Genomic DNA, 16,615 nt, shown 5'->3' with positions numbered 1-16,615 from the left:
CTGTTGAAACCTTAGTTTTCACCGCAATATTTGGCATATGCCAATTACCCCTTTTATAGTGACCTTGTCTAAAAGAACGCCGCGGGCGCACACGCGCCCGCGTGTGAGGAACCTAACCAGAGGGATACTATGCACACTTTACGTCCAGCCGACCATCGGCGTTGCCAAGTCTGTCATCAGGCTTTTTTTTCTGATCGGCCTATCCAGTTTCACGCCGTGAATGATGACGCCGTTCAAGCCACGCTTATCCCAAACCATCAGGTCGAAGGCTACGATGGTCTTATGCAAGGAGGACTGATCAGTGCCTTGCATGACAGTGCGATGTTGCACTGCCTTTACCTGCGCCACGTGCATGCCATGACTGTCCATTTAGCGACCCGTTTTCACCAGCCAATCCAGTTGGGACAAGCGATAGACATCCAGGCTCGTTGGGTCAAGAGCCGCCGAAGCGTTCACTGGTTACACAGTCAGATCACTCAAGGCAACACCGTGTGTTCGACCGCCAGTAGCCAATTTATGACCCTCCCCTCCTCTCACCACAGTAAGACCGCTTGTGGCACGAACAAAAAAAGGATAATAATGAATACATTATCAAACATGGATTGAATTTATGTTGCTCAACGATCTGCTTGTCGTGATGAAAGTCGCCGAGCTTCGCAGTATCACCGCCGCCGCCAATAGCCTAGACATGCAAGTCGCGACCGCGAGTGCCGCACTCAAACGCGTAGAGAAAAACCTTGGCCTAGAGCTGTTTATCCGTTCGACCCGCCAATTGCGCCTGTCACCCGCAGGCGAACGCTACCTGCCTCAGTGCCAGCAAGCGCTGCAGTTGCTCGATAGTGCGCGACTCAATATTCAGGCCGATTTGGACGAGCTGGGGGGAGAAATGCGCATTGCGTTGTCTTCCGACCTGGGTCGAAACGTGGTCACCCCTTGGCTCGATGAGTTCCTTGACCAACACCCCAATCTCACGCTGCGCAGCAATATCAGCGACAGTAACATCGATTTCTATCGCGATGCCGTCGATATGGCGTTGCGCTACGGTTCACCGACCGAAAGCCATCTGTATGGTTTTAAAATCTGCGATGTGCCGCGTTTGCTCTGCGCGGCGCCCGCCTACCTCGACACGCATGGCACCCCTTCGCACCCTCACCAGTTGGCGGCGCACAACGGCTTGTGCTATCAGCTCAACGATGTGGTCCAAGAGGAGTGGCAGTTTGTCCATGGCGAGCACACCATCAAGGCCAAACTGCAGGGGGATCGGATCTCAAATGACGGCGATCTGGTGCGACGTTGGTGTGTGTCGGGGTATGGTATGGCCATCAAATCGTGCCTCGATATGGCAGACGATTTACTCAGTCAACGCGTGATCAGTGTGATGCCCGACTATACGCCGACCCCTACAGAGTTGTGGTTGGTGTGCCCCAGCCGACAATCCATCACGCCGACCGTCCGCCTGCTGCGTGATTATCTCAAAACCCGCACTCAGGCGTTACTTTCCGCGCTCGCCGCGCGCCAGCTTATCCCGAGCTAAGCACGCCAAGTCGACCGGGCTAGAATGGGTGCCTATCCAGCCATGCGCGTGTCACGGCATCTAAGCATTGCCCCTCTCGTTGAACCTGGTGGTCGAGCTCGGCGATAATGGCGTTCGAGAAACGAAGCGCATCGAGTCGGGCCAATTGCTCTGGTGTAAACCGAACGCGACGATCGTCACGCAGTAGCAGCACAGCGCGATCCACACCGCCCAGCAACCCCCTAGGATCGTCCAAGTCACGAATGCGATGCTTATGGTGTAAAAATTGAGGTTGCCACAGCGGTACTACCACCCATTGTTGGTGTTCGACCGCCTGTTCAAAGGCGTCAAAGCACGCTTCCTCACTGCCGGTATGAAAGCGGTAACCCACTTCTTCAAGACCGTACGCCACCATCATATGGATTGAAAAACGCGTGATCCCTGCACCTGGATTGATGCCTTGAATATCTCGGCTCATTTTTGCTCGCACGTCCGGCTTCAGCAAATCCTCGACACTGGCGACCTGATCAACTGGCACGTAATCGGGCACCCCCCACAGCGCATACGGTTGATAATGAAGGCCAAGCTCCAGAAGTGGCACCGTGGCTTCAACCTGACTTTTGTACACGCCATGGCTCGATGGCAGCCACGCCGAGCTCAACATGTCGATTGCCCCCGAGGCCAATTGGGCAAAATTTTCCTGATGCGGTGCGTACACGCGATCGACCTCAAACCCCATATCGACCAACACATGACGAACCAGGGAAGCCGTGACTCGGTGAAAAGAGAGATCCGTGACTCCCATTGTGATTGATTGTGGCATTCGTTTTCCTCTCTAGAGATACCCTTTTGGATCGTGGCGATGCCCGCACCGCCACAGCGAAGACGTACAATGCACATCACTCAAGTTTGAGGCGCACAATGCGATAAGGCTTGGTTGCTTCTTCCTCGCCCTCATTCATGACAGGATGCAGATGCAACGCATTTTGCGTGAGGTACAAATAACCTTTACCTAAGGCAAAACCGTCCACCCAGTTGAGCAACTGATCATCTTGGGCGAGCAAGCGATAGCCAGATTCGTCGGCCACTCCAATGGCATTTTTCTCCAGATCCCCCACATAGATCCGCCCATTTTCCGCCATGACCATCCCGTCGCTCGGTCGTTTTTCGCTATAAAACTCGATGGTTTGGGCGAGCTGATCGGGCGCCACTTTAGGGTCTGCCAAGGCGGCGGCAGGTAGGCGGTAGATCGCACTGCCGTTGACGGTCCCAAAGTAGACCCACTCATTGTTCGCATCGATCGTGATGGGGTTGAGGCCGAGATACACAGGTTGTGCTTGTCCATCTTGGCGCTTGGTCGCCAACGGTGAACCGTCAATGCTGACTTGGTGAAGCGGTGCCATCAACGCTTTATGCGATTCAAGCACACGCCGCGCCTGACCCGTGTTGAGGTCCACCACCACAAATGCTGGTGCCGCCTCCCCAACGATGTTGCCTAACGTGGTGTCAGCAATGTACATTCGATTGCGTTGGGTATCGAGGGCGAAATCCTGGAAGAATGAATTCTCCACCATCACGGAAGGACTGAGCGTAATGCGCTGAGCAAGCTCGTGATTCACACTGTCCCAAGCGACAATCTGAGCGGGCGCGCTGGCACTGCCCATGTCCAACATCCAAACCGTCCCATCTTTGGTGCTGTCAATGCCAATGACTGACGACAGGCCGACTTCGCCAAGCTCAGGGCCATCGGCCCAGTCTTCGGTCGGAAAGGCGCGTGTTGTGCCGTCGTCGAGCAATTCCATTACCCGATATTTTGGGTTTTCCAGTGGGTGCATCGACATGATGACGCGTCCTTGCTCTGTGACGGTCAGGTTGCCAGGTCGTGTACCATTTAACTCCGCCACCACCTCTAGCTCGCTCGCCTGAGTCGCATGGACTCCCATCGCCGCCATCAGGGCGATCCCTGTTTTCAGCCTGTTCATCTTGTACCTCTCTGTACGCCCGCACGCATCGTTTGGGCTCCGTGTGAATGTCTGCCGATCATACGTGTGGCGATTGAGACTAAAAACAGGCTAATGATTGAATTTTTCTCAAATATTAATTGAATATCAGCTTGAACGAGCTGAGCGGCAGGCACGGTCAACGTGGGTCGCAATGACGTCAAACCGCTCACCCAGTACAAAGGTCAGGTTCTTGGCTTGGTTTACGTCTCCGTACACGCAAGACACATTATACTGGTGGCGCGTCGCCGCAATCAGTAACTGGTGGATAGGCCCGTTCTGTAAGCCCGTGGTTGGATCACGTAAGTAGTGATAGAGCTGACGACTGGCGGGCTCGTCTTGGTAAAAATAGGTGGTGTCACGATGGTCGGCGTGCTGCCAGGTTGGCTTTGCCACACCCCAAGCGAATGTGTACCGATGGACCACATCGGCCGTTTGAATACCGGTCACCAACATCAACACCATCACAAGAAGCCCTTTCACGCCCCCCAAGCGCTGAGGCAGTGTCGTCTCCCTCTGCCCCACGTCAGGGTGGGGCTTCGCCGCACCGAGATAGGCCGTGCCAGAGGTCGACGCATGAGGACGCTCGACCAACTCAACCACATTCGCGAACAGCAGGTACCCCTGGTGAGGCACGGTCTTGATGTATTTTTGTTCCTTACCGCTGTCGCCAAACGCTAACCGTAACTGGGCGATACTCTGGGTTAAGCTGCCCTCGGAGACCACCCGGTTGGGCCACACGTTGGCCATCAGTTCTTGCTTGGACACCACCTTACCCTGATTGGCCAACAAGACGGTCAGCAAGCGACACTCCGGGCCGTTAAGTTTTTTCGTGTGTTGGGTGCGCGCGTGCGTCAGTTGCACTTTGTCGAGAGGCGTGAATCCCCATATCCCTTGCCCGCTTGTGCTCATATTGTGCCCTCTACTCAACGAGTTTTATCGCGAAGAAGGCAAAGCACGAGGCCGTCGAACGCCTCCCCCTTACCACGCTCTCCATGCGATCAGAGGATCATGTTACGACGCGTGACAGCCAGGAAACACCCGTTCCAATTTGAATGGCTATCAATTAAGATTTGAAGAAGGCACAAGGCAGATTGTTACTTTCTTCGCATCATACATCTGGTGCAGCCTTCCAAAAGCTTCACGTAGCACACCACAGGACCTTGCTGATAAACAACCTGCAAGGTTTCGGTTGTCAACCGACTCAACGCATGCGCATCTACATCGAGTACTTTCTGCCCTCCAGGCAAACCACTGTCCAATGAATACTGAGAAAACTGGATGATATTGTCAGTGTAAAACTCAGCGAAATAGCTGAAATGTATAGCGTTATCTTCACCCGCAATCATACGACTGGCGTAAGATCTATCCAGAAAACCCCAATTAACATCGATCGTATTTAATTCCTCGATGTGGACCACACCACCGTTCGGTCGGTAATTAGTACTGATGCTGTAAAACAATTGGCTAGCTTCACCATTCATGAACGCAGGAAGATCACGAACTTTCAAAGCCACGTTTGCCAGTGTGGTGAGCAACGCCAGCAACAGCGAGAGTTTGAGCCAGTTATCGGCAGACATCATCGATCGTCCCTCCAATGAATTGGAACCGCTCACCTAACGCGAAGGTTAGGTTTTTGGCGTTCTGCATATCTGTTTGAGGGTTCGTGTATATACACGCGACGTGGTAGTGTCGTACGCCCGTCGAGACAAGCAAATGACTGATCCGGTGAGCATTAGCAATTGCGCTGTTGCCACTCAAATAGTGATAGAGCTTGCGACTGGCGGAATTGTCCTGATAGAGAAAGGTGGTGTTATCGCGAACGACCGTCTTCCAAGTTTCCAACTTTACGTCCCAGGCGAAGGTGTAACGATGGACCGCCTCCCCAGCTTGCAGTACCGCGACCAACATCAGCAGTCCAGAGACCATCTTTTTGCACCACGAAAGCCAATGCACTCGAGAGCTAACAGGGCGCTCAGGAGCCTCCAACATCGATTCCGTATCTGTCGCCTCACTGAGGTCTGAAGGTTTGGATGCAAGCTCGACACGTTCAATCAAGTTATCGAACAATAGGTAACCCTGATAAGGGACGGTTTTAATCACGTCTTGATCTTTACCATTGTCGCCAAGGGCCAAGCGTAATTGAGCAATACTTTGAGTCAGACTTGCATCAGAGACCACGCGGCCAGGCCAGGCCAATTCCAACAGCTCGTGTTTAGTGACAACTTGCCCTTGATGAGCGAGCAGTATCTCGAGCACACGACATTCTGGACCATTGAGCTTTCTTAATTGTTTCGTTTCTATATGGATCAGTTGATCCCTTTCCAGTGGCAAAAACTGCCAAGACGGCTTGCCATTTATGTTTCTCTTCATTTGACCCTTTTTCCTAACCTCGTCACTCCGGTCATGATGAAACTTAAAATCGTTTTCCCGAGCGGCACACTCAAGTACGGCTTACTCTTTTTATATTTTGACATGTTATAACATAACTAAAACAAATGCCCACTCGGCTTCTTAGCCGACTCTATGGGTTATCACTGCGCCCTCCTGCCATGACGGAAATTGATCCGCGACTTCTGTCATCCCGGCGACACCACTTCAACCGACACAATAAAATTGTCGTGCATCGGCTGTTCGTTTCCATTTTACCAACGAAAGGTAAAGGTACGATTTATCATCTAAGGTATGCTTCGCACCAATCTACTCAAAAACAGACGGCTATTATTTGTACGCTTCTCGATAGAGTTGAAACCGCGCCTCTAACCAAACATATTCGGTCAAACCCGTATCATTAAGCCAAGACATAGTCGTACTGGCCATTTCACAAAGTCACGAGTTGTTGTTCTTAAATACCAATAGTGCGTTTCTGGTTGGGTATCTTCCCAACAAACGAGGACGTGAACGCCGAACGCATGCTCGCCCCTGTTGCTCAACACGTACAGCGACTCGTCTAATATGGGGGCCTTTGGTAGAAAGGCGTACTTACACCCGGCGTTAGTGTTTCTATGCCTGCGAAGTTTGGGTCCTTGACTGCTCAAAGACAGCTCGAATGATCGACGTTTCATACACGATATGGAGCTTAGCAATCAGACCGCTATGCGCGTCAATCTCTAGAACATCCACTACATTACACGGCGCCGACTCACCACTGGCGAGGGTCCAATCAAAGAAAAACCAAATTGACACCAATGCGGTACCATTGTGGGGATCTTCTCCCTGCATCACACCTTTAAGCGTCAAGTCTGCCTGACGCGTATCCACAAACAACTGAGGATAGAAATCGGTCGCCAAACACTCACCATATAATGGAGACACCACAACTGCGTCAGAAGTAAACAACATCAGCAATTGTTCGACATTGGCTTGTTCTAAGCCTTATAGATATTGCTGAGCGATAATATGTGATGACATGTCTTCCTCCTGATAAGGACATTGTTTTTCGTTGCACAATCATGCCAGTAAAGTGTTTAACCATCTGCGCTGCGTTTCTCTCAAAACCGCCAATGCACGAAAAGTAAGACGAGATGTCTCTGTTGATTAAACAGAGTGTATAAGTTATACAAATAATCCGTGCCGTTAAGTACCATTTGGCTCAGATCAACATCCGAAAAGAGACATTGTACAGATCTGAATCCCACACACATCAGGACTCGCTCCGCTCTCTATTGCTTCAGCCAAAGATTTAACGTATTTATATATATAATAGTAGTGGCAATCATATAAAAATGGAACAGCAATAAAACGACATTTTCTGTCGGAATTTAGGATGTTTTGTATAATTTTCATTAATTAAATTATTTACATTAATTATTTTTCGCCGCATAGAACAACTGGTCATTTTAATAAAAGTAAATGTATGATAAGCAACAATTAACTCATAATGAAATGAAAAGAGTCAGCGGTGGTGGCGTCTGCTTGATCAACGGAACGGCGAAAGTAACCGATGGTCTCTTTCGTGTCATTAATCCCTCTAACCATGGGGTTGATGGGTTAACCCGCCCATCTTCAAGACCTAAAAACGGTAACCTCTGCTGCAGTAACAACCGCCGAATCTAGTCTTAAACGGAGCTTGCGCTCCGTTTTTTTATCTCCTCCCCACCTCGAACCCTCATTAGAAGATATCAATGACAATTCCTTTGTTTACTTTTTTGCCAATAGAGTAAGGGAATTCATATAACTCGCTGCAACAATACTATTTAGACTGTATTTACATCACAGAAAGGACATTCATTATATAACTCATTGCTTTTTAAAAATGGATTGAATATTTATAAATAGAGTTTTATAGAATGGTAACTTTGGCAATCCATTAAAACTCAACTTGTTAATTAAAAATAAATTAAGGAAATTTAACTATGAAAAAAACACAATTATTGACTCAAGAAGAAACAAAACAAGTGAGCGGCGGTATCAAGAGTGGCGCAGTTGACGGGGCTGGTGCGATTGCAGACGGAGTGTCTCGTGCATTCGAAGCGGCTGGTATGGGTGTTGAAGGCTTAACCCGTCCATCACCAAAACCAAGAAGCGGCGAATCAAAATGTTTTAGCAACAGCCGCCGCATAGGCTAATCGGCGCAGGCGGGGTATTCAGCTCCGCCTTCTTCTTACCCAAATTGGACCACTGCTATGAACTCACTCAATCACGATCTGTCCGACGTGCCACATCCATTGATTCAGTGCCTAAACAAACTAGGGATTGATCTCTCCCAAGAGCACATAGAACGACTGTCTTCGTTTACCTCGTTGTACCTCCACGAACGCTTAGCGGTGTATTTGCAGGAGCAAGACGTACCCTTTTCCGCTACTGCCATTCAGGAGGAATCGGATCTGGAGTTGTTGTCGCCGCCATGTTTGGTCCACTGGAACTTGCACCACTGCGTTGTCGTCCTCAACATCTCCATTCAGGGACTGCTAGTGTGGGATCCATACTTAGGTGAGCGACATTATCGCTGCATGGAATTTCTCGATTTCTATGAAAAGCCTGGTTACGTCAACTACGTCCTATCGCTAGGCGAGCCCCGCTCACGTCCCACACCTCTGGCGCAAGTCTGCAAGCGAGAGCAAGCTCAAGAGCGCCTGCTGGAAAAGCACTTAGCTTCTTTGGCCTTAATGATGTCGTCGGTTGGCAAACGCCCGACCCGCGCGCTCCTTCGCCTGCTGACTGGGTGGTGGGATCGCTGCCTTCAACCTGTCATTTTTGCTGCGCCACGATACAATATTCAGCGCATGCTTGCGTGTTCCGACGAGCAAGCACGCCACCTAGCCAGAAACAACTTGGCACAACTGGCGATCAATATAGGCTACACCGCTAATCTATTACGGAAATTGCGCCTTCCTCGCTCGGTTGAATGGAAAAACCGCGTTTTCTCGGTTCCGCTGTCTACCCCTCAATCACCGTTTGTCGGTCAGTGTATCATTGAGTTACTCCACCAGTTTGATCCAATTAGCGCTGTATACAGCGTACTGCTAAATCTGCCCTCTGATCGGGATGTGGTAATCTACGGTAACCCCTGGGATGACACCATAATCACTATGTGCCACCAAGCATTCGCTGACCAAGGCCATGAACGCACCTTGGAGATCTTACCTCCCGGGGATAAGCACTCTTTCTTCAAACTGCTTAAACGGGCTCGGGCAGGGGCACACATCATTATGTTTGCCGATGGCAATCCGTTGCATGTTTCGGACGAAGCGTCAGGCCTCCAGGTGGCACGCTCATTCACTGCGTGTACGATGTGGCATCACCGCGCCTTTGTCACCCACACCGGCGCCTTTCTGGCGGGCAAAACGGCGGCCAATTTGTACATCGCCGGACTGGTAGAGCGGGAGCGCTTAACTCTGGATGTGACCTCCATCCCGACGCAGAACCGATCGCGCGAGGCTATAGTGCAAGCCAAGGCCGACGCCATGTGTCGAACGATAGAAATCTGCCCACAGGGTTGGTGGTTTTGGCGTAACGCTGAGGTTTACTTCCACGAATATCACCCCGCTTTGGAGCGTCAATGAGCCTATTTCGCAATGAAGTGACCAACCGCCAGCACGGCTACTACGGTGACATTTTGATCGCACTGCCGCCCACTTTTACGCGCTTGATTGCCCTGACTAGCCTCGTGGGGATCGTCGTTGTTGCTTTCACTCTTTGGGGAGAGTTTAGCCAAAAAGAAAAAGTGCAAGGGCTGTTACTGCCAAAAGGGGGCATTGCTGACGTGTTCGCCCCAGAGTCCGGTCTCATCAGCCAGCGATTGGTTGAGGAAGGACAGCGGGTCACACGGGGACAAGCGCTGTATGTCATCAACACCGAATCCACCAACCCCACCGATGGCGACCTACGCCAGCACTTGGGGGCATTGATGAACAAGAATGTCGAACTGGTTAAACAGCAGGTCGCGGCCAACGAGACCTTAACCCATCAAAAGCAACAAGCATTGGAGCGGGAGATCCATCAATTGGCAGTCAATGCCGAAGGTCACCGACAGGTCATCGCGCTCAAGAAAAAACAGCTCAAACTCGCTCAGGAGACACTGGCGTCCTTCGTAACCAAGCAGCAGCAGCAAGCCATCAGTAAAATAGAGCTGCGCCAACGGCGCAGTGACATGCTCGCCATTGAAACCGAATTGCAGCAATTGCAATTGCAATTGGACGACTTTCGTTACCAACAAACGCAAAAACAGGCAGAAATCAAGCAACTTGGTAGCCAATTGACCTTAGAACGCGCCCAATTGCAGCGCCGCGTTGGCGACGTCCAACAGCAATTAGCCACCAACAATGCGCTTAAAGAGACGGTCGTCCCCTCGCCTTTTGACGGCACCGTCTCGGCACTCAATGTCTCGCAAGGGCCCGTGTCGCAAAACAGTGTATTACTCAGCATCATTCCCGAGGGTCAAGCTTTGCAGGCGGTCTTGTTCGTCCCAAGCCGGGCGGTGGGATTTTTATCCGTGGGTCAATCCGTCCGTTTGCAATATGAAGCGTTTCCCTACCAAAAATTCGGCCAGTACGAGGGGGTGATTGACGCCATCTCATCCACCACGGTTGCGGTGGACGATCTCAAATACCAACCGCCTTCCCAAGCCAAAACCCCGTTGCCACCGTTTGTCTACTTAGTCAAAGTGACGCTGCGCTCGCAATCGGTGGATGTGTATGGGGTCGACACCCCACTTCGTGCCGGAATGAACCTTGAAGCGAGCCTAGAAGTTGAACGACGAAAAATCTATCAGTGGCTCCTCGATCCTTTCAAAAAAGTCCAAGAATACATGTAAGGTAATACAGTGACAGTATTGAATGATTTAGCGGAACGCCTGCAGATCGGTTTTTCGCGCAAGATCCCCCTCTTCTATCAATCCGAAGCCGCTGAATGCGGGCTCGCGTGTGTCGGCATGATTGCCGAGTACTGGGGGCATAAATTAAACCTAACCCGATTACGCAGCGAGATGTCGGTGTCGCTCAATGGCAGCACCCTGAGCGATCTGATGACCATGGCCAAAAAGCTCGACCTAAGCGGTCGTCCGCTGCGTGTCGAAGTGGACGATTTGGCGAGCGTCGCCAACCCGTGTATCTTGCACTGGGATCTCAATCACTTTGTCGTCTTAGTGAAGGTCAGCCGGCATTATTTTTACATTCACGATCCCTATATTGGCCGCCGCCGTCTGTCACGCGCGGCGTTTTCACAGCATTTCACGGGAGTGATCTTAGAGCTGACCCCAATCGACAGCATGGCCCCTATGCGTCATGACATCCATCAACCGACCTTGCGTGATGTGTTCGGCCGCCCTAACGGTCTGATCGGCTCGCTGGCGAAAATCGTTGCGTTAGCCCTGGTGTATGAGATTTGTGTCTTAGGGGCCAGCTTTCTGCCTCAAGTGGTGATTGACCACGTTGTCCCCAGCCAAGATCAGAGCTTATTGTCTTTGGTCATCATAGGCTTTGGTTTACTGCTCCTGATCCGCGTGGGGGCCAGTGCATTGCGCGCTTGGACCGTCATGGCAGTCAGCGCCAGCTTTAACCTGCAGTGGCGTGCACGCGTCTTTCAGCACATGATGCACTTACCGATCCCCTTTTTTGAAAAACGTAATCTGGGTGACATCGCGTCACGATTTGATTCTTTGGACGTTATCGAAAGTGCCATTACTAAACAGGTTGTCGAAGCGCTGTTGGACGGGATGTTGGCAATGGGTGCGCTGGCCATGCTATTGAGTTACGATCCCAAGATAGCCGCCATTGCCTTGGGGGCCATGAGCGTCTATTTTCTGCTGCGACAAGGATTCTTCGCGCGATTTCGCGAACTCAATCTCGAGTTCATTTTATCCAGTGCTAAGGAAAAAACGTATTTTCTAGAAACGGTTCGCAGCATCCAGAGCATTCGATTGTTTGGCCGCACTGACAATCGCGCGGTTCGCTGGCAAAATCTTTTGGTCGATGAGCGCAATGCCGACATTCGACAGCAGAAACTCGGCATTATGTTCGAGTCGATGAGTACTCTGATTTTTGGTCTTGAAGGTCTGATAATCGTTTGGGTCGGTACCGCAGCCGCACTCACCGGGGATCTGACGGTAGGGATGCTCATCGCGGCCTTGTCGTTTAAAGATCAGTTCTCTACCCGAGTCTCCGGCTTTATTGATACTCTGTTTCAGCTCAAGATGCTGAGTTTACACTTAGAGCGCGTGGGCGATGTGGTGTTGACTGAACGAGAAGAGCCCGAACCTCAGCGTTCTTACGTCGATGTGGCACACTTGTCACCTAGCATTCGTTTTGAACAGGTCAGTTATCAGTATTCTGACCATGAGCCTCGCGTGATCGACAATCTCAGCTTTGAGATCCACGCGGGTGAAGCGGTCGCCCTGATTGGCGCCTCTGGGTGTGGCAAAACCACCGTGATTAAGTTGATGCTCGGCATGCTAACGCCCACCCAAGGTCAAATTCTCATCGACGGCACACCACTCAGTTCGCTGAATCTAAGCGAATATCGCCAGATGATAGGCAGCGTCATGCAAGATGACACCTTGTTATCTGGCTCATTAGAAGAAAACATTTCGTTTTTCGACCTCCAGGTTGATGCGCAGCGTGTACGCGACGTGGCGGCCATGGCCGACATTCGCCAACACATTGAGCAGTTACCGATGGGGTATGAGACCTTAGTAGGTGAACTGGGCAACACCTTGTCCGGTGGACAAAAACAACGTGTGCTCCTTGCCAGAGCCCTGTATCGACAACCAGACATTCTGATCTTCGATGAAGCGACCAGTCACTTGGATGCCCAATCGGAGCAACACATCAACACCATGATCCGTGACCAAGCCGCAATCACCCGCGTGATTGTGGCTCACCGCCCTAGCACCATTGATTCTGCGGATCGCGTGATTGATATTGCCGCGCTCAACGGGGTCAGCGCTCAGTCCTAGCGCGTAAAATGGGGCCGAGCGACAAGACACCCAGACGTGGACGTGTGGATTTTCTAGCTTCGCGCCGATACGCTCACGGCCAAATCGCTTATCGCACAGAACAAAAATAGAGTAATTACACTATTTCAATCAACACAATTGGTTATTAATGCGACATAAAGATAATTAATTCTTATTTATCAGTTAATTAAAAACCACACCAAAAAACTCTATCACGTCATGAATGACTGATAATTCATCTTTTTTGATTAACGACCAGATCTATTTACAACGCATAGTGATGTTATGACTGGCTCAACAAGGGATTTCGAACGGATGGTAGAACCTAGCAAACCTTTACGCATCACCGCCTTACTACTCAATAACGTCCCGACGACCGCGATCACCGGTCCCGTAGAGATGTTAATCATTGCCGCCAAATTGGCCGGGCTTCCCGATCCCGATGTGCGTTATATTTCTCCTTACGATGCGCACATACACACCTTTTCTGGACTGACGATTGCCTGTCCCACACCGTGGCAGCAAGTTGAAAAAACAGACATTTTCTTGCTCGGTTGCTGTGGCGATCCGAGTGACGAAGCGTATTTGCTGCCAGACAAGCTCAAAACGTGGTTGACGCAGCAGCTCGTCGGCAGCCAGTTTGTTGTCTCCCTGTGCACGGGGACGTTTTTACTGGCCGAGTTGGGGTTACTCAATCATCGCAGTGCCACCACCCATTGGGCACATGTGGCGGGCTTTCGGGAACGCTACCCCAGTGTCAAGCTGATGCCTCACCTAAAAATCACTCACGAAGGGCCGTTTATCTGCTCGTCGAGCGTGCGGGATTATTATGACGCCACCTTATTGATGATCGATGAGTTGTTCGGCAGTGGGCATCGCGCGCGTTGTGAGCGCTACATTGGGGGGGACATTTCCAATGTTGCGCGGATTTGCCTGACCAGTTTTGGCCAATATCGGCAGCACAACGACACGCTGATCCATGAACTGCAAGACTGGATGCATCATGAACACCCAGGCAATCTGACCGTGGCACGCTGCGCAAGCAAGAGTTTTTTAAGCGAAAAACAGATGACGCGACGGTTCAAAGCGGCAACCGGCGACGTGCCGGTTAACTATATTCAGCGCCTGCGCCTCTCGTCTGCACGAGACAAGCTCAGTACCACCCGGCTGAACATTGAAACCATCAGCCGTCAAGTGGGCTACAGCAACATCAATCATTTCCGGTTACTGTTTAAGAAGTTTTATGACATGACGCCCACTCAATACCGTAAAGTGACGCAATCTTATTGTGAACATGAGCCTGCCCACTAAGGATGGGGGCCCCGCCCCTCTCGATCAAGTTTCGGTCAAGGTGATCTGCTCACCACGAACGATTTGGTAGACAGCGATATTGTGTTGGCAAAGCTGCCTGACCACCTCAGGAACGCTTTGGATCGGCAAGGCCAATACATAGCCAAATTCCAAACGCTGGATCGATCCCGAGGCCTCCGGTCCGACGAAAGACGCCAATACCTTGAACGCCGTCTCTTGCCATTCCCCCACTTCAAAATACACCTGATATACCGCCTGACTGTAATCACGTGGTGTGCCGTGTGTCATGGTCACCTCTCCTCTGTCGTCGCCAGTCTGTCATGCAATGCGCTCGCGAACATCGACCTCAATCAGCCAAATCTCTTCTTGGTAAGACGGTCGCACCCGGTCGGGTGTCACCACCCATCCACCGTCTATTCTATCATCCTCGGTCACCAACGACAGCGCGCTCCCGTCCGTGAACAATAGGTTGAGCCCCCAGTCGTAGATCAGCGTTTCGTCGCTCGCTGCCCAGCCGCCTTGATCGCCGTGCTGCCATTCGGCATCACGACTGTGCCGGCGGAGGATCTCGATCGCCTCAATCACAGCGAGGGACGAGGCTGCGCCATCCTGTTGAGCTCGGTAGCATGCCGGTGAGCCCTCCATCGGCCGCAGCATTGGCAGATGGAAATCATGACCTTGCGGGGTGGTATACCACTCATTGCTCAGCTCGAATACCGCGTCGCCGACCACAAAAGGCACCTGTAGGACAGGTACGTCCGATTGAGTCATGGCCAGCAATGGCTGTAGGCTCAGTGACGCCCCTAGCAATTGCGGTAGCGTCGCCATTGACCACGCATCCATTTCATACACCAGCGGTTTCATAATGGCGCTCCTTACGCAAGGCTCTGCTCACTACTATCGCGTGTCCTGCGAAGATTTACAACCGCCCTCGGACTGGCGTGGCCTTAGCAAAGGGCGCCGTCAGAGCCAGCCCCGCTCTGCAAACGACACGACGTCAGCAAATGAAACCACAAAGTGGTCGAGTAGCCGAACATCCACCAGCACAAGGGCATCGTGTAAACGGCGGGTGATCCGGCGGTCAGCCTGACTTGGCTCCGCGCAGCCTGACGGATGATTATGAAACAAGATCACGGCGGCCGCACTGGTGGCGATGGCACGCGGCCAATTGAGTTTGGCAGAACGCTTGGGCGATGGACGGCGCATTCATCACGGGTTGCTCAAAGAGCACCAGCTTGGATTTCAGCACCGCCGCGGCCTGCTGCAAGAGGTGTTGTTCTTCGGCTGAGAACACCGGAGTTAGGGTCGTTTGGTCAAGTGGCGCGTTCATCACGTATCTCCTGGGTCGGCTATCGGGCGTCTGACGACCCGCCAGACCGAGCGGGGGGCGATCGCAAGGGCGCGTAGCGGCTTGGCCCTCCCTTGCGATCGACGACCACTTGGGCAAGGGTTCTGAGGCATTGACACCTCACTGACCGATCCAGAGAATCGGGCTGTCTGCCCTATGACGTGAACGGCACATGAAGGTTACTGAAGCCGATGAATAAGATCCGCTAAGCGACGGAGCCCCATATGGGCGGTGTACAGCATGTCATCGCGTTGGGCACGTTGAAGCGTGTCATTGCTGGCGCTCAACAAAACACGTGACAGCTCGCCGGTGTCGAGGGCATGCGCTAAGATCAGCGAGGTTAATGTCGGTGGCGGCGCTTCAGACGGCGGTGGCGTCGTCACGACCTTGAGCCCGTTCAGTACACTATTTAAAATCAAGGGATCGTCACTGAGTTCGGTCAGCGCAACGAGTTCGGCGCACTTGAGCACATGCGGTTGCTCGGGATTGAGCTTATTGCGCAGTGTCACCGGAGTCAGTCCCAGTTTTGGCGCCAGACGGAACATGTTGTGTTGACGTGAAAAAAGCCGGCAAGCCTGTTCAAATTGCCGCTGCCTCACGTTGAGACGCTCTGCCATAAGTCCTCCTCTAGTGGGTGTGCGTGCTCACGCTAACAAAGCGCGACCAGACAGAAAAGCCCACCTTCCGGCCAGTCGCGGCCCATCAAGGGTAAGACGATACGATAAACCTATGCGCCAACGCGGCAGGCTGACAATTCAATCGTGAAAACAACCGGATAGCACCAATCGCCGTTTGACCTTGACGTGGGTCTCACTTTGAATTTAATAATGGATAATAAAATGGCGAGACCCAGGAAGCGCTAAGGCGCGCATTCGCATCGCACGAGCAAGGGAGGGGTTACAGGCTCGAATCCTTTCGAGAGCGCCAGATAAATACATGCCTGATCGCGGACTTTAGGCGACGTTGACGACAATATTCAACAAGCACGCCTTTTTTGAAGCCGAATTGACGGGAACGAGTACTGGCACAACCCAATATCAGGATTCTGA

At 51.8% G+C, this 16,615-nt stretch carries 17 protein-coding genes and 2 pseudogenes; 7 read left to right on the top strand and 12 right to left on the bottom strand.

Going from position 1 to position 16,615, the window contains the following annotated elements:
- Positions 1 to 129: 129 nt before the first annotated feature.
- Positions 130 to 606, top strand: coding sequence for a PaaI family thioesterase (locus tag ZX61_RS23700; protein ID WP_082173454.1), 477 nt, complete (start codon positions 130 to 132; stop codon positions 604 to 606).
- Positions 607 to 610: 4 nt separating this feature from the next.
- Positions 611 to 1,534, top strand: a complete 924-nt coding sequence (locus ZX61_RS09975; protein WP_049844486.1) for a LysR family transcriptional regulator — start codon at positions 611 to 613, stop codon at positions 1,532 to 1,534.
- Positions 1,535 to 1,553: 19 nt separating this feature from the next.
- Here the strand turns inward: ZX61_RS09975 and ZX61_RS09970 are convergent, their stop codons facing one another.
- The 7 genes and pseudogenes from ZX61_RS09970 to ZX61_RS09945 all read right to left on the bottom strand — a co-directional run bounded on the left by ZX61_RS09970 (position 1,554) and on the right by ZX61_RS09945 (position 6,828).
- Positions 1,554 to 2,336, bottom strand: a complete 783-nt coding sequence (locus ZX61_RS09970) for a glycine betaine ABC transporter substrate-binding protein (RefSeq protein ID WP_049844485.1) — start codon at positions 2,334 to 2,336, stop codon at positions 1,554 to 1,556.
- Between the two features lie 76 nt (positions 2,337 to 2,412).
- Positions 2,413 to 3,495: a major royal jelly family protein gene (locus tag ZX61_RS09965; RefSeq protein WP_235431325.1), complete on the bottom strand. Its 1,083-nt coding sequence runs from the start codon at positions 3,493 to 3,495 to the stop codon at positions 2,413 to 2,415.
- Between the two features lie 126 nt (positions 3,496 to 3,621).
- On the bottom strand, positions 3,622 to 3,981 hold the full coding sequence (locus ZX61_RS24575; protein ID WP_235431327.1) for a hypothetical protein: 360 nt from the start codon (positions 3,979 to 3,981) through the stop codon (positions 3,622 to 3,624).
- A 156-nt stretch (positions 3,982 to 4,137) separates the two neighbouring features.
- Positions 4,138 to 4,425: pseudogene (locus ZX61_RS24570) on the bottom strand (winged helix-turn-helix domain-containing protein); the annotation flags it as partial.
- A gap of 185 nt (positions 4,426 to 4,610) precedes the next feature.
- The gene (locus ZX61_RS09955) at positions 4,611 to 5,096 is read right to left on the bottom strand and encodes a hypothetical protein (protein WP_049844483.1); all 486 of its coding nucleotides are present in this window, start codon (positions 5,094 to 5,096) and stop codon (positions 4,611 to 4,613) included.
- Positions 5,080 to 5,886, bottom strand: a complete 807-nt coding sequence (locus tag ZX61_RS09950; protein WP_049844482.1) for a winged helix-turn-helix domain-containing protein — start codon at positions 5,884 to 5,886, stop codon at positions 5,080 to 5,082. The genes ZX61_RS09955 and ZX61_RS09950 overlap by 17 nt, the downstream gene beginning before the upstream one ends.
- A 630-nt stretch (positions 5,887 to 6,516) precedes the next feature.
- Positions 6,517 to 6,828 (bottom strand): hypothetical protein, encoded by a 312-nt coding sequence (locus tag ZX61_RS09945; protein ID WP_235431324.1) that lies wholly within the window; start codon positions 6,826 to 6,828, stop codon positions 6,517 to 6,519.
- A 1,040-nt stretch (positions 6,829 to 7,868) separates the two neighbouring features.
- Here ZX61_RS09945 and ZX61_RS09940 point away from each other — a divergent pair.
- The 5 genes from ZX61_RS09940 (at position 7,869) to ZX61_RS09920 (ending at position 14,218) form a co-directional block, all read left to right on the top strand.
- Positions 7,869 to 8,081 (top strand): hypothetical protein, encoded by a 213-nt coding sequence (locus tag ZX61_RS09940; protein ID WP_049844481.1) that lies wholly within the window; start codon positions 7,869 to 7,871, stop codon positions 8,079 to 8,081.
- A 657-nt stretch (positions 8,082 to 8,738) separates the two neighbouring features.
- Positions 8,739 to 9,518 carry a hypothetical protein gene (locus ZX61_RS24565; protein WP_235431323.1) on the top strand — a complete coding sequence of 260 codons (780 nt, stop codon included), beginning with the start codon at positions 8,739 to 8,741 and terminating at the stop codon, positions 9,516 to 9,518.
- A complete protein-coding gene (locus ZX61_RS09930) occupies positions 9,515 to 10,768 on the top strand; it encodes an HlyD family secretion protein (RefSeq protein ID WP_049844480.1) in 1,254 nt (417 codons plus the stop codon). Before ZX61_RS24565 ends, ZX61_RS09930 begins: the two co-directional genes overlap by 4 nt.
- Before the next feature lie 9 nt (positions 10,769 to 10,777).
- A complete protein-coding gene (locus tag ZX61_RS09925; RefSeq protein WP_049844479.1) occupies positions 10,778 to 12,907 on the top strand; it encodes a peptidase domain-containing ABC transporter in 2,130 nt (709 codons plus the stop codon).
- Positions 12,908 to 13,222: 315 nt separating this feature from the next.
- Positions 13,223 to 14,218 (top strand): GlxA family transcriptional regulator, encoded by a 996-nt coding sequence (locus ZX61_RS09920; RefSeq protein WP_004747519.1) that lies wholly within the window; start codon positions 13,223 to 13,225, stop codon positions 14,216 to 14,218.
- A gap of 24 nt (positions 14,219 to 14,242) precedes the next feature.
- Here ZX61_RS09920 and ZX61_RS09915 read toward each other — a convergent pair whose 3' ends face one another.
- From ZX61_RS09915 to ZX61_RS09900, 5 genes and pseudogenes are all read right to left on the bottom strand, one after another.
- On the bottom strand, positions 14,243 to 14,506 hold the full coding sequence (locus ZX61_RS09915) for a hypothetical protein (RefSeq protein WP_049844478.1): 264 nt from the start codon (positions 14,504 to 14,506) through the stop codon (positions 14,243 to 14,245).
- A gap of 30 nt (positions 14,507 to 14,536) precedes the next feature.
- Entirely contained in the window at positions 14,537 to 15,082 is a 546-nt protein-coding gene (locus ZX61_RS09910) for a hypothetical protein (RefSeq protein WP_049844477.1), read from the bottom strand.
- A 99-nt stretch (positions 15,083 to 15,181) separates the two neighbouring features.
- A pseudogene (locus ZX61_RS09905) lies at positions 15,182 to 15,379 on the bottom strand (JAB domain-containing protein); the annotation flags it as partial.
- Positions 15,336 to 15,548: a hypothetical protein gene (locus ZX61_RS24725; RefSeq protein WP_443083321.1), complete on the bottom strand. Its 213-nt coding sequence runs from the start codon at positions 15,546 to 15,548 to the stop codon at positions 15,336 to 15,338. The pseudogene ZX61_RS09905 and the gene ZX61_RS24725, both read right to left, overlap by 44 nt.
- A gap of 197 nt (positions 15,549 to 15,745) precedes the next feature.
- Positions 15,746 to 16,183 (bottom strand): phage regulatory CII family protein, encoded by a 438-nt coding sequence (locus tag ZX61_RS09900; RefSeq protein WP_049844476.1) that lies wholly within the window; start codon positions 16,181 to 16,183, stop codon positions 15,746 to 15,748.
- Between the last annotated feature and the right edge of the window lie 432 nt (positions 16,184 to 16,615).

It is taken from the genome of Vibrio sp. VPAP30, from assembly GCF_001188205.1.
Taxonomy (GTDB): Bacteria; Pseudomonadota; Gammaproteobacteria; order Enterobacterales; family Vibrionaceae; genus Vibrio; species Vibrio bivalvicida.
This window is presented reverse-complemented; position numbering and strand designations above follow the sequence as displayed.

Excerpts from the sequence above, each read along its gene's own strand:
- ZX61_RS23700 (WP_082173454.1), top strand. The coding sequence starts at position 130 with ATGCACACTTTACGTCCAGCCGACCATCGGCGTTGCCAAGTCTGTCAT.
- ZX61_RS09975 (WP_049844486.1), top strand. The coding sequence starts at position 611 with ATGTTGCTCAACGATCTGCTTGTCGTGATGAAAGTCGCCGAGCTTCGC.
- ZX61_RS09970 (WP_049844485.1), bottom strand. The coding sequence starts at position 2,336 with ATGCCACAATCAATCACAATGGGAGTCACGGATCTCTCTTTTCACCGA.
- ZX61_RS09965 (WP_235431325.1), bottom strand. The coding sequence starts at position 3,495 with ATGAACAGGCTGAAAACAGGGATCGCCCTGATGGCGGCGATGGGAGTC.
- ZX61_RS09955 (WP_049844483.1), bottom strand. The coding sequence starts at position 5,096 with ATGATGTCTGCCGATAACTGGCTCAAACTCTCGCTGTTGCTGGCGTTG.
- ZX61_RS09950 (WP_049844482.1), bottom strand. The coding sequence starts at position 5,886 with ATGAAGAGAAACATAAATGGCAAGCCGTCTTGGCAGTTTTTGCCACTG.
- ZX61_RS09940 (WP_049844481.1), top strand. The coding sequence starts at position 7,869 with ATGAAAAAAACACAATTATTGACTCAAGAAGAAACAAAACAAGTGAGC.
- ZX61_RS24565 (WP_235431323.1), top strand. The coding sequence starts at position 8,739 with ATGCTTGCGTGTTCCGACGAGCAAGCACGCCACCTAGCCAGAAACAAC.
- ZX61_RS09930 (WP_049844480.1), top strand. The coding sequence starts at position 9,515 with ATGAGCCTATTTCGCAATGAAGTGACCAACCGCCAGCACGGCTACTAC.
- ZX61_RS09920 (WP_004747519.1), top strand. The coding sequence starts at position 13,223 with ATGGTAGAACCTAGCAAACCTTTACGCATCACCGCCTTACTACTCAAT.
- ZX61_RS09915 (WP_049844478.1), bottom strand. The coding sequence starts at position 14,506 with ATGACACACGGCACACCACGTGATTACAGTCAGGCGGTATATCAGGTG.
- ZX61_RS09910 (WP_049844477.1), bottom strand. The coding sequence starts at position 15,082 with ATGAAACCGCTGGTGTATGAAATGGATGCGTGGTCAATGGCGACGCTA.
- ZX61_RS24725 (WP_443083321.1), bottom strand. The coding sequence starts at position 15,548 with ATGAACGCGCCACTTGACCAAACGACCCTAACTCCGGTGTTCTCAGCC.
- ZX61_RS09900 (WP_049844476.1), bottom strand. The coding sequence starts at position 16,183 with ATGGCAGAGCGTCTCAACGTGAGGCAGCGGCAATTTGAACAGGCTTGC.